This window comes from Agrilactobacillus fermenti, from assembly GCF_047943045.1.
Taxonomy (GTDB): domain Bacteria; phylum Bacillota; class Bacilli; order Lactobacillales; family Lactobacillaceae; genus Agrilactobacillus; species Agrilactobacillus fermenti.
In genome coordinates this window covers 2,203,437-2,217,399 of the sequence record NZ_CP181347.1, presented here as the reverse complement: position 1 = coordinate 2,217,399, position 13,963 = coordinate 2,203,437, and the positions used below count along the sequence as shown (strand labels likewise).

9 protein-coding genes are annotated in these 13,963 nt (G+C 40.2%); 7 read left to right on the top strand and 2 right to left on the bottom strand.

What is annotated here, in order from left to right:
• Nucleotides 1-122: 122 nt before the first annotated feature.
• Nucleotides 123-740, bottom strand: coding sequence for a TetR/AcrR family transcriptional regulator (locus tag ACNAN0_RS11040; protein ID WP_230912335.1), 618 nt, complete (start codon nucleotides 738-740; stop codon nucleotides 123-125).
• Nucleotides 741-917: 177 nt separating this feature from the next.
• Here ACNAN0_RS11040 and ACNAN0_RS11035 point away from each other — a divergent pair, with 177 nt between their 5' ends.
• From ACNAN0_RS11035 to glf, 6 genes are all read left to right on the top strand, one after another.
• Nucleotides 918-5,252 carry an acyl-CoA dehydratase activase-related protein gene (locus ACNAN0_RS11035; RefSeq protein WP_416353307.1) on the top strand — a complete coding sequence of 1,445 codons (4,335 nt, stop codon included), beginning with the start codon at nucleotides 918-920 and terminating at the stop codon, nucleotides 5,250-5,252.
• Nucleotides 5,253-5,529: 277 nt separating this feature from the next.
• The gene (gene nagA / locus ACNAN0_RS11030) at nucleotides 5,530-6,675 is read left to right on the top strand and encodes an N-acetylglucosamine-6-phosphate deacetylase (protein ID WP_230912337.1); all 1,146 of its coding nucleotides are present in this window, start codon (nucleotides 5,530-5,532) and stop codon (nucleotides 6,673-6,675) included.
• Nucleotides 6,676-6,687: 12 nt separating this feature from the next.
• A complete protein-coding gene (locus tag ACNAN0_RS11025) occupies nucleotides 6,688-7,389 on the top strand; it encodes a GntR family transcriptional regulator (protein ID WP_230912338.1) in 702 nt (233 codons plus the stop codon).
• Between the two features lie 356 nt (nucleotides 7,390-7,745).
• Nucleotides 7,746-9,281 (top strand): O-antigen ligase family protein, encoded by a 1,536-nt coding sequence (locus ACNAN0_RS11020; RefSeq protein ID WP_230912339.1) that lies wholly within the window; start codon nucleotides 7,746-7,748, stop codon nucleotides 9,279-9,281.
• 21 nt (nucleotides 9,282-9,302) lie between these two features.
• Nucleotides 9,303-10,205, top strand: coding sequence for a glycosyltransferase family 2 protein (locus ACNAN0_RS11015; protein ID WP_416353306.1), 903 nt, complete (start codon nucleotides 9,303-9,305; stop codon nucleotides 10,203-10,205).
• Nucleotides 10,206-10,239: 34 nt separating this feature from the next.
• Nucleotides 10,240-11,352, top strand: a complete 1,113-nt coding sequence (glf, locus tag ACNAN0_RS11010; protein ID WP_416353305.1) for a UDP-galactopyranose mutase — start codon at nucleotides 10,240-10,242, stop codon at nucleotides 11,350-11,352.
• Nucleotides 11,353-11,640: 288 nt separating this feature from the next.
• Here the strand turns inward: glf and ACNAN0_RS11005 are convergent, their stop codons facing one another.
• Entirely contained in the window at nucleotides 11,641-12,675 is a 1,035-nt protein-coding gene (locus tag ACNAN0_RS11005) for an aldose epimerase family protein (RefSeq protein ID WP_416353304.1), read from the bottom strand.
• 88 nt (nucleotides 12,676-12,763) lie between these two features.
• Between ACNAN0_RS11005 and ACNAN0_RS11000 the strand changes: the two genes are divergently transcribed.
• Nucleotides 12,764-13,891 carry a GntR family transcriptional regulator gene (locus tag ACNAN0_RS11000; RefSeq protein ID WP_416353303.1) on the top strand — a complete coding sequence of 376 codons (1,128 nt, stop codon included), beginning with the start codon at nucleotides 12,764-12,766 and terminating at the stop codon, nucleotides 13,889-13,891.
• The last annotated feature ends 72 nt before the right edge of the window (nucleotides 13,892-13,963 follow it).

Sequence of the window (13,963 nt, the reverse complement as noted above, 5' to 3'; positions counted from 1 at the left end):
AATTTTAAAAAGGGTTCAAAATGATTTCACTTAATCTCAAACTCAGCAATTTAGGCTAATTAGAGTATCATTTAATTGTACCTTATTAAATAATGTGCAATAAATAACAAGCATTTGATAAATTAGCTATTATTGTCGACCACTTCAATACCTAATACAGTTAGATGACCGTTGGCAATCAATTGAATGGTTAGATGTGCCATATGTTCGGGTGAAAAATTGCTATCGGTGTTAAGCCACCACTGGACGTTACTGATGAAAATCGCCGTCATGTAAGCGATGATGAAACTTGTTGGAATCAATGTTTGTCCCTGTTTGATCCGCAGCTTATCAAAGATTTCTGCATATTGATGCTTTAGCAGTTCTTGCAAAGTATTTTTTAGAATACTGACGTTTGTCGTGTTAACTAATGATTTGAAGAAGTCGTGGTTTTCTTGTACAAGGGTGAAAAATTGGGCTAGCATTTTATCCACTGAGGTCAAGGCGACCTTGCGATCTTTTGTCCAAATATCTGCACTAAGGACTTCCTTGATTGAAGTCAGGGCATTGGCAAAAATATAATGATAGAGGTCTTGCTTGTCCTTGAAATGCGCGTAAAAGGTAGCTCGATTGATCATCGCTTCATCGGCGATTTCCTGAACGGTGATTTGTTCGAAGCCTTCTGTACGAACGAGCTTTTGAAATGCTTCAACGATTAACTTACGTGTACGAATGACACGAAGATCTTGTTTATGACTCATCAACAAACCCTCTTTTTTCTTGCTTACGCAACAGATATAGCTAAAGTGATGTTTATGAAAACAGTATTGCGATATTGTTTATTGAATTCACTTATATTTGTTATAAACTTAACAAATAAAGTATAACAAACGTTGTGTTGGTTATTCAACGGCTGTTGTGGAAGTGGAGGTATTCAAATGACGCAAAAGCCCCTTTATGGTGGGATCGATGTTGGTTCGACCACCGTTAAATTAGTCGTTTTAGATGAAAACAACCAGTCATTATATGAAACTTACCAGAGGCATTATTCGGATGTTAAAACTGCGACCAAGAAAATCATTGCAGAGGCGAGTAGTCGCTTAGGTGAACAAACACCAATTCGCTTTACGATTACTGGTTCTGGGGGTATGGGTCTCGCTGAAGTATTAGATGTTAAATTTGTACAAGAGGTCATTGCGTGTACGCGAACAGTTGAGGTCATGATTCCGGACACGGATGTGGCTATCGAACTGGGTGGTGAAGATGCCAAGATCACCTTTTTTGATGGTGCTATGGAGCAGCGGATGAACGGTAGTTGTGCCGGTGGGACTGGGGCATTTATTGACCAAATGGCCTCGTTATTGAAGACTGATGCGGATGGCGTCAATGAACTGGCCAAAGACTTTAAGCATATTTATCCGATTGCTTCCCGCTGTGGCGTGTTTGCCAAAACAGATGTCCAGCCATTGATCAACGATGGGGTGTCTAAGAATGATATTGCCGCAAGTATTTTTCAAGCGGTCGTTAATCAAACGATTGCTGGCTTAGCATCCGGCCGTAAAATTCGGGGGAAAGTTGCTTTCTTAGGCGGACCACTTTACTTCATGAGTGAGCTACGGGCTCGTTTTGTCGATACACTAAATATTGCCCCTGAAGACGTTATTTTTCCCGAAAAGCCACAACTATTTGTCGCAAAAGGTGCGGCCCTCTATGCTCAAGACCAACCGACAACAACTTTTGACCGGTTATTAGATCATTTAGCCAATGACCAAACGAATGCGCTTAAGCTTAGCGATACTTTGCCGCCACTTTTTACATCTGAAGCTGAATTAGCTGAGTTTCGCCAACGTCACGATCAGGCAAAAGTCGATACTCGTGATTTAGACAGCTACCAAGGGGTGGCTTATTTGGGCATCGACGCTGGTTCAACGACTACCAAAGTTGCTCTGATGAGTGAAGACCATAAATTGCTTTACACTTGGTATGGTAAAAATGATGGCGATCCCTTGAAGAAAACAATGCAGATCCTAGCTGACTTGTACGCTAAGCTGCCTGAAAGTGTGACGATTGGTAAAACTTGTGTCACTGGCTACGGCGAGCAGCTGATCAAAAATGCGCTGCGGGCCGATCTTGGTGAAGTTGAAACAGTGGCGCATTATAAGGCGGCACATTTCTTCCAGCCGGACGTTGATTTTATTTTGGATATCGGTGGGCAAGATATGAAGGCTATGCATGTGAAAGACAATGCCCTTTCGACGATTCAACTCAACGAAGCTTGTTCTTCTGGCTGTGGTTCTTTCATCGAAACTTTTGCAGAATCATTGAAGTATGATGTTAAAGATTTTGCTAAAGTGGCTTTATTAGCAAAACAACCTGCTGATTTGGGATCTCGCTGTACCGTATTTATGAATTCAAAGGTGAAGCAGGTTCAAAAAGAAGGCGCCACGATTGGTGATATTTCTGCAGGATTGTCCTATTCTGTCATTAAGAATGCACTTTACAAGGTCATTAAAGTACGACGGCCTGAAGATCTTGGACAACATATTGTTTGCCAAGGTGGTACTTTCTATAATGAAGCGGTCTTACGGGCTTTTGAACAGATCAGTGGTCATGAGGTCATTCGCCCGAATATCGCTGGATTGATGGGGGCTTATGGGGCGGCAATCATTGCCCAAGAAGCGTACCAAACCGGGGACGTGACGACCCTTTTGAATACGGCTGAAATGGGTCAGTTTACGGCTGAAAAGGAATATATGCACTGCGGCCTGTGTGAAAACAACTGTCAATTGACGGTAACCGTCTTTAATGATGGTCGGCGCTTTGTCACGGGCAATCGTTGTGAACGTGGTCAAGCTAAGGGTATGCAGATCAAGTTAAGACAAAAGAATACCAAGATCAATCTTGTTAAAGAAAAGTATAAGCTCTTGTTTAGCTATCGGCCGTTACGCAAGAAATTAGCAATGCGAGGTGTCATCGGCATCCCACGGGTCTTGAATATGTATGAAAATTATCCTTTGTGGGCGACTTTCTTTAAAGAACTTGGTATTCGAGCAGAATTGTCGCCGCGTTCCAATAAGGCATTATTTGAACAGGGCATTGAAACGATCCCTAGCGATACCGTTTGCTATCCAGCCAAAATGACGCATGGGCATGTGATGGCATTAATCCATAAAGGTATCAAGACGATTTTCTATCCCGGTGTCGTTTACGAACGGGAAGAAAATAGTCAAGCACGTAATCATTTTAATTGCCCGATTGTACAGAGTTACTCAGATGTGATCCGTAATAATGTGGATGAAATTCGTGATGGTCAAATCGACTATCGCAATCCTTACTTGAATTTGGCTGATGAAAAATCAGCAGTTAAGAATTTATTCCTGACTTTTCAAGACTATGGCGTGACTGAAGCTGAGGTTCGAGCTGCCTTTGAAAAAGGTATGGCGGAATTAGATCATTTTAAACAGCAGATCCATAATCGTGGCGAAGAAGTCTTGATGCGACTCCATGAAAAGAATGAACGAGCCATCGTGCTGGCAGGCCGGCCGTACCATTTGGATCCCGAAATCAATCATGGTATTTCTCAAATCATTACTCAGGAGGGCTTTCATGTTTTGACAGAAGATAGCATTTCCCATTTGGGGGATGTTAAGGGGTTACGGGTTGTCAATCAGTGGGTCTATCATGCGCGCTTATATGCAGCAGCTGAAGTTGTCGCTAAGGAACCAAACCTAGAATTAGTCCAGTTGAATTCCTTTGGTTGTGGGCTAGACGCAATTACCACCGATCAAGTTGGCGAAATCCTAGCGCAGCACAACAAACTCTATACATTACTGAAAATTGACGAAGGGTCTAATATGGGCGCTATTCGGATTCGTTTGCGGTCGCTAAAAGCTGCCATTAATGAACGGCAAAAACGCCATATTTTGCCTAAAAAGTTATATGACATGCCGGAACCAATTCCATTCACGAAAGAAATGCGGCAAAAACATACGATTTTAGTGCCAATGTTGTCACCGATTCATCAAGATGGTTTGGTGGATACAGCTTTGAATGAGTCGGGTTACCGGGTCGTTACTTTGCCAGCCCATGACCCTAAAGCGGTGGATGAAGGTTTGAAATTCGTGAACAACGATGCCTGCTATCCAGCGATTATTTCCATCGGTCAAATGATTGAAGCCTTAAAGAGCGGCCAATATGATTTGGACAACATTTCTGTTCTAATGACGCAAACTGGCGGCGGCTGCCGGGCAACGAATTATATTCCGCTGATTCGCAAAGCATTACGAGATGCAGGTTTCCAGCAAGTACCAGTCATCTCTTTATCTATGGGTAACCAGGGCACAGAAAAAACCGGTGATGGCTTTAAATTGAGTCCAATGTTGCTGAAACGCTTAGCAATTGCTTTCTTGTATGGCGATTTGTTTGAACGCGTGGTTTATCGAACCCGGCCATATGAACAAGAAGCTGGTCAAGTTAATCAGCTGCATACGCAATGGTTATCATTGGTGCAGGATAATGTCAAGAACGGTAGTCTACGGGAATTTAAACGTAACGTGAAACAAATTGTAGCTGATTTTGACTCCGTACCACTACGTAACATTCAAAAGCCAAAAGTTGGCATTGTAGGAGAGATCTTGGTCAAATATTCACCAATTGCCAATAACAATATTGTCTCACTGTTAGAAAATGAAGGTGCTGAAGCGGTTGTGCCCGATATTGCCGGCTTCATGAACTATTCACTGTATAATCAAAAAATCAAACATGAACAATTTGGTTTATCCTTGAAATCTGAGGTATTGGCAAATGCCGGTATTAAATTGGTTTATCAGCTGCAAAAGCCAATGCAGCAGGCTTTAGAACAGTCGAGACGGTTTACTGGGATTACCAAGATTGAGACTTTGGCTGCTTCAGCTAGTAAGATCTTGAATTTAGGCAACCAAACGGGTGAAGGTTGGTTCTTAACCGGTGAAATGATCGAATTGTTAGATGATGGTGTGGATAATATCATTTGTATGCAACCCTTTGGCTGTCTACCAAACCATGTCGTGGGCAAAGGCGTGATCAAAGAATTGCGGCGGCAATATCCGAAGGCAAATATTGCACCGATTGACTATGATCCTGGTGTTTCCGTGGTCAATCAATTGAATCGAATTCGGTTGATGTTAGCTTCAGCTAATAAAAACATGCCAAAAGCAGACGCGCCTGATGCAATGATCCAACAACAGCCAACACCAAACCAGCAGACCGTAACGGTGTATGCTAAGCAAAAATAGAAGAAGCTATTGGTGAAGTGCACGTTAGACTTCATCAATAGCTTTTTTGCTATGCTGAAATGTGTTTTGAAATTATCAACCTTTGTAAACGCGCTCCAAAGGGTAACTTCGTCACCTAACATCGAATGCTTCAAATGGAAAGGACACCATTTAGAAGCATTCTTGTTAGTGCTCCGAAATTGCCCACCCTTTGTCGCGCTCTTTTTATATTGATTTGTTGGTCTATACCGATTATACTGTAGGTAATAAATCTTATTTGTGTAAAAGGAGTGGCAGCATGTGTGCTAAAGTTTTGAAACACGTGGTAATTTATACTGGCGAGGAAAAAATTCAGGACGGTTATGTTCGATTTACAAATAAAATTTTAGATGTTGGTCCTGTTGCTGATTATCATGCTCAAGCAGGGGATGAAGTTGAAATTTTGCGTGATCGCATTTTAGTACCTGGTTTCATTGACGTACATGCACACGGTGGTTATGGTTTTGATGCCATGGATGGCGATCCAGAACAAATTGCCACAATGGCGCATAAAATGATGACTAACGAAGGGGTTACGACTTTATTTGCCACAACCATGACACAATCTAACGATAATATTGACCATGCCATGGCGGGCGTTAAAGTTGCAGCTGAAAAGAATCCCGTCATTCAAGGGGTTCATTTGGAAGGGCCATTTATCTCAGCAACGTTCAAGGGCGCCCAACCAGAACAATTTATTAAGGATCCTAATGTAGAGCTATTAGCTCATTGGAACGAATTATCTGGTAACCGGGTCAAATTGATCACTTATGCGCCTGAAGATGAGGGTGCCCAAGCCTTTGAAGACTATTGCTTGTCTCATGGTATCGTCCCATCTGTTGGGCACAGTAATGCCACTCGGGAACAGTTGCTACACAGTAAAGCAACACACGTCACACACTTATATAATGCACAGCGAGAATTTAAACATCGTGAACCTGGTGTGACTGGGCATGCAATGTTGGAAAATAATATGTATGCGGAATTAATTTGTGATGGTTTCCATATTGTGCCAGATATGATTAAATTAGCTTATGAACAAAAAGGCGTGGATCGAATCGAACTCGTTACCGATTCAATGCGTTCTAAAGGAATGCCTGAAGGTGAAAGCGAGTTGGGTGGTCAAAAAGTATTTGTTAAAGATAAACAAGCCCGCTTGGCTGATGGAACATTAGCTGGCTCTGTTTTACAATTTCCAGACGCATTCGTAAACATTATGCGTTTCACGGGCTGCTCTATTGCTGATGCTGTCCAAATGTCTAGCGTGAACCAAGCCAATGAATTTGGTCTAGAGCATAAGGGCTACATTCTGCCAGGTAAAGATGCAGATATGAATTTATTTGATGGGGCATTAAATCTCAAAACGACTTATAGTTTTGGTCAAGCCTTCCACGCAGAAAAATAGGGGATGACTTAAGTGCGCTCACCAATTTATATTGAAATACACAATCGAATACGTAAAGATATTGAGTCTGGTAAGTGGCAAGTTGGACAACGCATTCCAGCTGAGCGTGACTTAGCAGAGACTTTTGGTGTCAGTCGGATGACCTTGCGTCAAGCCATTAAAACATTAGTTGATGAAGGTATTTTAGAACGCCACGTTGGATCTGGGACTTACGTGGCGAGTCAAAAAGTCCAAGAGAAAATGTCGGGGATCACTAGTTTTACGGATCTCATGCAAGCGCAAGGTAAAGTGCCGTCAAGTAAAACTATTTCCTATCATATGGCAAGTCCAACGCTAAGTGAGATCGAGCGCTTAGAATTACCTGATGGCAATCAGGTTTTACGTATGGAACGGATCCGGTATGCTGACGGGGTGCCAATCAGTTTTGAAACAGCGGCTGTGCCAGCGGATTTGATTGAAGGCTTTTCAAAAGAAGAAGTAACTGCATCACTTTACCATGCTTTAGAAACTAAAGGTGGTTACCGATTAGGTGGTGCCCAACAAACGGTTTCAGCAACATTGGCTTCTGAAAGAATCGCCGACTATCTAAAAGTCAAACGTAATGATGCTATTTTAAAATTACGTCAGGTTTCATTTTTAGATTCTGGTCGACCATTTGAGTACGTCCGTACCGAATATGTTGGTGATCGGTTTGAATTTTATCTTGAGCGTTAAAATAATTTAAAATTAAGCGTGCATCTGAGTAATAATTGATTAATGCCTTTGAAGTATTTTTAGAAACAGGCAGTCAGGGTGGCTGAGACAAGACTAACGTTTTGTTTTCAGCCACGTTTTTGGTTTACGAATGTTTTCATATTAAATATATTACAAAAGTCAACGGCCTTGATTCTGTGAATACTCCGCCACTGATTATTTTTTATCTCACGCGCTCGAGTTGTTGGATTATGCCCACCATGACGACAAGTGAGGGATTATTTAAATATCAACGAAAATTCCGGATTTGGTTAGCTTAATATATGGTTTTGTGATAGAATTTTTTAGGTACTTTTGTAATCTCCCAGGAGGAAAAAATGGTTAATTCCAGTAAGAAATACAAGACACTGACTAAAAAGTTATTTATATTATTTATCGTTTTACAGCCGTTCTTGGATATTTACTTTTTCTATGTCCCGCCGTTATCCAAAATGCTGTCCTTTTCAGTTCCAACAATTATTCGGATCTTGTTTATTTTTATCATTGGCTTACTATTCGTTTTTAGTGAGCGTAATCATAAAATGAATTGGTTTATTCTCGGATACGGGGCTTTATTGCTTGTTTATTTTGTACTTCATGTCTGGAATGCAAAGCACTTCTATACTTTTGCGACAAATAATCTGAATTATTCCACAGCGGGAGAACTCTTTTATTTGGTTCGGATGATTATTCCACTGTTTGTTATCTTATTAGCTTATCAAATCAAAATTAATCGTAAGCTTTTTTTACGTGTGATCGTTACGTTAACATTACTCGTTTCTGGTAGTATTGTTTTAACTGATTTATTTGGCTTTGCACTCGCATCCTATGGTAGTAAATGGATCAACGGGAACTTTTTCAGTTGGTTTAACGTGAATACTGGATTTACGTATTGGGATACAGCGGCTAAAAGCTTTTTCTACTATGCTAATGCAGTTTCGGCATTAGAACTCTTGCTAGCGCCGATTGTTTTTTACTACATGTTTACGACTTTTAACTGGCGTTCGATCAGTTTGACCTTTATTCATATTTGGGCCATGTTTATTTTAGGCACTAAAACAGCCACATTTGGGGTATTGATCTCAATTTTTGGTTCGTTTGGGTTATATTTCTTGTTCCGTTACTTTAGGGATAAACAGCCACTGCGAAAGGGTACGATCTGGGTCTTTATTGGGTTAGTGCTCTTTAGTGGAGTCGTACTGCCATTTTCGCCAACCTTGAATCGACAACAAGTAGATAATGTGGTGGTTACGAGCCGTGAAGGTTCTAAAAAGACGGCTGAGAAGCGGGATCGCTTTTTGAAGCAACAATTCGCACTCGCGATGAAAGGGACTAAAAAAGATTTAGCACCAATCATCAAAAATAATTACGTCGATTATGGCTTGCAGGCGAAATTTGTTGAGGGTGGTTACTCTTATAAAATTGATCCGATGTTCTGGTATGACATTATGACCAAGTGGCCAGCTGCAGATCGGGCTAACTTCCGTAAATTAGAAGAAGCACAGTTGAAACGCGTCAAAGAAATCAACCATAATCATTGGGATGATTGGCTGGGGATTACTTATACACGAATGAACCATGTATTCAATTTAGAACGTGATTTTGTTTCCCAGTGGTACAGTATGGGTTATCTAGGTGTCTTATTATTAGTGATGCCTTATGTGTTTTTGATGCTTTATGGTATTTATTTGATTCTAAAACAGCGCCGTGAATTGATGACTTATTGGCATGTGACGCTATTGTTTGGGGTCGTGTTAGTACTCGCAATTTCATTTTATAGTGGTAATGTGTTAGATTTTCTATCTGAATCAACGATTTTAGCATTTATTGAAGGATACTTTATCTCTAGTTTGCGGCATGGTGATGCGAACTAAATTTAATTAAGTGGTGGCAAAATGAGTGACGTAAAAGTAGCAGCAGTCGTGGTAACATTCAATAAGTTGGACCTGCTTAAAGAGAATTTAGCAGCAATTCGCCAACAAACCACGCCAGTCAGCCATATCATTGTGATCGATAATCATTCAACGGATGAAACACCGGATTATCTTAAACAACAGACTGACTTGATCAATATTCGTACGGATGAGAATTTAGGTGGCGCTGGTGGCTTTAATCGTGGGTTAAAAGCTTTCATGAGTGAAACCCATGACGACCTTGCTTGGATCATGGATGATGATACGATGCCGCAGCCTGATGCTTTGGCTAAGTTATTGAATGCTGGTCAAAAGGTTACTGACTATGGCTTCTTGTGTAGCAATGTCAAGTGGACGGATAACATGCCAAGTTTGATGAACATTCCTAACGTTCAAAAAACAGGCTGGAATTTAATTGCAGAAAAAGGGTTGATCAATGTGCAGAGCTGTTCCTTTGTTTCTGTGTTGATTCCACGAAAGGTCATTCAAAAAATCGGCTACCCGATTTCTAAGTTCTTCATTTGGGGTGATGATTTTGAATATACCTTGCGCATTACGACCACTGATCTAAAAGAAAATGGCTATTTTGTGGGTGATAGTATTGCCATTCATAAGATGAAAGCCAATCTGCCAGTGGATATTCTACACGAAGCAAATGGCAATCGAATCGACCGCTTCTTTTATAATTACCGAAACCTTTATTACATCTCTAAAAAGCAAGGTGGCCGTTTCTTACTACGGCATATTGTGACTGCCTTATATACTTTAGTTAAAGTACCATTTGTGAGTCCTAATCGCCGCTTAAAGCGCATGGGACTGATCTTACATGGCTTATTTGCCGGTATGGTATTTAAGCCAGAAATTGAATATCCCAAGTCAAATTAATTTAATTTGCATCAAAGAGAAAGTAGGGTATGCTATGAAATATTTAATCGTTGGAACTGGGTTGTTTGGCTCTATTTTTGCCAATGAAGCTGTTAAGCATGGGCATCAAGTACAAATGATTGAACGCCGAAACCATATCGCTGGGAATGTTTACACTGAAAATATTGATGGTATCCAAGTTCATAAATACGGGGCACATATTTTCCATACTAGTCAAAAGAAGATTTGGGATTATGTACAACAATTTGCTGAATTTAATCGGTATACGAATGAACCAGTTGCAAATTATAAAGGTGAAATTTACAATTTGCCCTTTAATATGAATACCTTTAATAAAATGTGGGGTGTAACCACACCTGAAGAAGCCAAGGCTAAGATTGACGAGCAGCGACAGGTATTGCAGGGTAAAAAACCAACCAATCTGGAAGAACAAGCAATTTCTTTGATTGGAACGGATATTTACGACAAGCTGGTTAAAGGGTATACAGAGAAACAATGGGGTCAAAAAGCAACTGAATTACCAGCTTTTATTATTCGGCGGTTACCAGTTCGTTATATTTATGACAACAATTATTTTAACGACCCTTACCAAGGGATTCCAATTGGCGGTTATACCCAAATCGTTGAAAAATTATTGGATGATCCAAAAATTGAAGTTCAAATTAATACGGATTTCTTTGATAATAAAGAGCACTATTTAAAGGACTATGATCGGGTCGTTTATACAGGGATGATTGATCAATTCTTTGACTATCGCTTGGGCACATTAGCTTATCGTAGCCTTCGTTTTGAAGAAGAAACATTAGATATGGACAATTACCAAGGTAATGCTGTGGTTAATTATACCGATGCTGAAACCCCATTTACGCGGATCATTGAGCATAAACATTTTGAATTTGGGCGTGGTAATAAACATCAAACGATTATTACCCGCGAGTACCCTCAAGATTGGGTTAAAGGTGCGGAACCTTATTATCCAGTAAATAATCAAGAAAATGATACTTTATTCAAACAGTATCGTGACTTAGCTGAAACAGAAGCCCCAAATGTTTTGTTTGGTGGTCGGCTAGGGCAATATAAGTATTTCAATATGGATCAAGTCATTTTATCTGCGTTGCAAGCAGCCGGTCGTGAGTTTAAGGCCTAAGCCTTGGATTAGATAAAAAGGCCCTAAAAAAAGAGAACCAGTGACAGATGTTTGGGTGTTTCTGTCGGTTGGTTCTCTTTTTATTGAGGAGGGCGTGAGACAAAATTAACATTTTGCCTTTAGCCTTTCCTTAGTTACGAACGATTAAATTTTAAACGTGGTCCAAAGGGCAACCTTCTCACCTAACCATGAATAGCTCAAATGGAAAGCCCACCATTTTTCGCAATTCGTGTTAGTGCTCAGGTACTGAACGCCTTTTGTCTCACTCTCTTAAATGACTCATAATGATTAGAAATGTAATTGATAAGTAATTTCTTGTTTTTTAGTTTCGCTACGTTGCAGATAGGTGTCACCGAAACCATCATGATTGATAGCATCTGGTAATGTCTGTACCTCTAGAGCAACACCGATATGTGGTTGGCCTGGGCCATTGACATAGTTCATGTCGGGTGTAAAGGCATTGGCAGTGAAGACGATCAGAGCATTTGCATCAGCATAAAAGTCAACCCGCCGGTCTGTAACAGGATCAGATAATGAGGCCAGCGGTGTTGTTTCAGAGTGGTCATTGATCACGAAGACATCGTCAAACCCTTTTTCTGGTGTATCTTGCAGTTTAGCTAGAGCTTCACCAAGCTTAGTCGGCGTGGCTAAGTCAAAAGCAGTACCAGCATTAGGCGTAAACTTGCCAGTAGGGATCTTTTCACTGGTGATTTCAAGATGGCTGTCAGAGTTCACTTGAAGGTATTGGTCGTTAATGGTAGTTGAACCAGCCAAGTTAAAATACAAGTGATAAGTTGGATTAAATAACATGTCTGTATCGGATTTAGCTTGAAATTCAACTTTTAGTTGATTATCATTGGTTAACATATAATGAACGGCTACCTGCATTGTTCCAGGAAAGTCCCAGTCATCATTGGCAAAAGTGTGATGTAGCGTTAAAGTTGCTGTATCTGAAGTTTGGGCTAACTCACCTTGCCACTGGACGGAATGAAAGCCATGAGGGCCGCCATGCAGCAAGTTTTTACCTTCATTTGGGGTTAAATGATACTCGTGTGTACCAAGCGTAAATGTTGCTTGACCAATACGACCAGCTACGGGTCCAATCATCATGTTGGTATAGGCGGCATTAGCATAATAATCAGCGGTGTGGGGAAATGACAACAGAATATTGTGCTTTTGCCCCTGTTTATCGGGCACATTGATTTGATGGACAATGCCACCCTGACTTAGAATCGTAACGGAAACGTTATTGTCATTTTCTAAGGTATAAGCGGTGACGGGTTTTTCTAAATAAGTGTCAAATTGTTTTTCTGATGCGTACATATATTAAAGCCCACTTTCGTTTTTAGTTTCTTTATGAAGCGTAAATTGCATTTATAAAACGTTTTCAATATAATGGTTATACGGACAAATGTCAAATCGAAAATTTTTATTGGGAGAGTTAATGGTGACAAAAAAATACGAATTAGTTGGAAATGGTGTTAAGGAGAAGATTCTTGATGGGACATATAAAATAAATGATAAGTTACCTACTGAATCAGAATTAATGTCAATGTATGATGTTAGTCGTTACACCGTGCGTCGAGCAATGAGCGATCTTGAGAACGAACACTATGTTTATCGCATTCAAGGTGGTGGCATGTTTGTCAATGACTGGCGCTCAGCTGAAGAAAACAATAATACCAATCAGATGATTGGCATTATTACAACGCACATCGCAGATTATATTTTTCCCAATATTATTAGTGGTGCTGATCAGATCATTTCAGATAATGGATTTGGGTTAGCTTTGTCCAACACACACAATGATCCTAAAAGAGAACGAAAAGCATTAATGTCCATACTTAACAGTAATGTGGTGGGCTTGATCGTCGAACCAACGCGGAGTACCATGCCAGCGAGTAATTTAGATTTGTATCTACAGATCGAACAAAAACGACTGCCAATGGTATTTATTAATGCCCAATATCCTAATTTGAATGCTGTATCTGTGACTACGGATGATTTTAAAGGGGTCAAGAAATTAACAGAGTATCTTTTTTCTATTGGCCATCGACGCATATTAGGTGTTTTCCAAGTGGACGATCAACAGGGGATGGATCGGATGGCTGGCTTTACAGCGGCCTTCCAAGCGGCTTCCGGCCTTGAACTTAATAGTAGTGTCATTATGTACCAATCTTCAGATCACCGTAAGAATATTCTAGCACAGGTTGAAGATTATCTGAATTTAAACGTCGCACGCCGACCAACCGCCATTGTTTGTTATAATGATGAGCTAGCTTTTCAGGTGGTTGATAGTGTAAAGTCTGAGGACCTATCCGTGCCCGATGATATTTCAATTACGGGTTTTGATAACTATTATTTAGGCGAATACTTTGATCCAACTTTAACAACTTTAACGCATGAAAAAGAAAAAATGGGCCATGATGCAGCAAATTTATTGATCAGCATGTTACACCATAAAAAAGTATCATCAATTGTTTATGAACCAGATTTACTGATTCGCAACTCAACTAAAGCAACTTCTAAAAATAAATAAATGAAAATTTCTATGAAAAGCCTATATCATTAGGCTTTATTTTTTTAAATAAAAATAATTATACTGATAATA

Bases quoted from the DNA above. Each gene is read 5' to 3' on its own strand.
- ACNAN0_RS11035 (WP_416353307.1), top strand. From the start codon at position 918: ATGACGCAAAAGCCCCTTTATGGTGGGATCGATGTTGGTTCGACCACC.
- ACNAN0_RS11005 (WP_416353304.1), bottom strand. From the start codon at position 12,675: ATGTACGCATCAGAAAAACAATTTGACACTTATTTAGAAAAACCCGTC.
- ACNAN0_RS11020 (WP_230912339.1), top strand. From the start codon at position 7,746: ATGGTTAATTCCAGTAAGAAATACAAGACACTGACTAAAAAGTTATTT.
- nagA (WP_230912337.1), top strand. From the start codon at position 5,530: ATGTGTGCTAAAGTTTTGAAACACGTGGTAATTTATACTGGCGAGGAA.
- ACNAN0_RS11040 (WP_230912335.1), bottom strand. From the start codon at position 740: ATGAGTCATAAACAAGATCTTCGTGTCATTCGTACACGTAAGTTAATC.
- ACNAN0_RS11000 (WP_416353303.1), top strand. From the start codon at position 12,764: ATGTCAAATCGAAAATTTTTATTGGGAGAGTTAATGGTGACAAAAAAA.
- glf (WP_416353305.1), top strand. From the start codon at position 10,240: ATGAAATATTTAATCGTTGGAACTGGGTTGTTTGGCTCTATTTTTGCC.
- ACNAN0_RS11015 (WP_416353306.1), top strand. From the start codon at position 9,303: ATGAGTGACGTAAAAGTAGCAGCAGTCGTGGTAACATTCAATAAGTTG.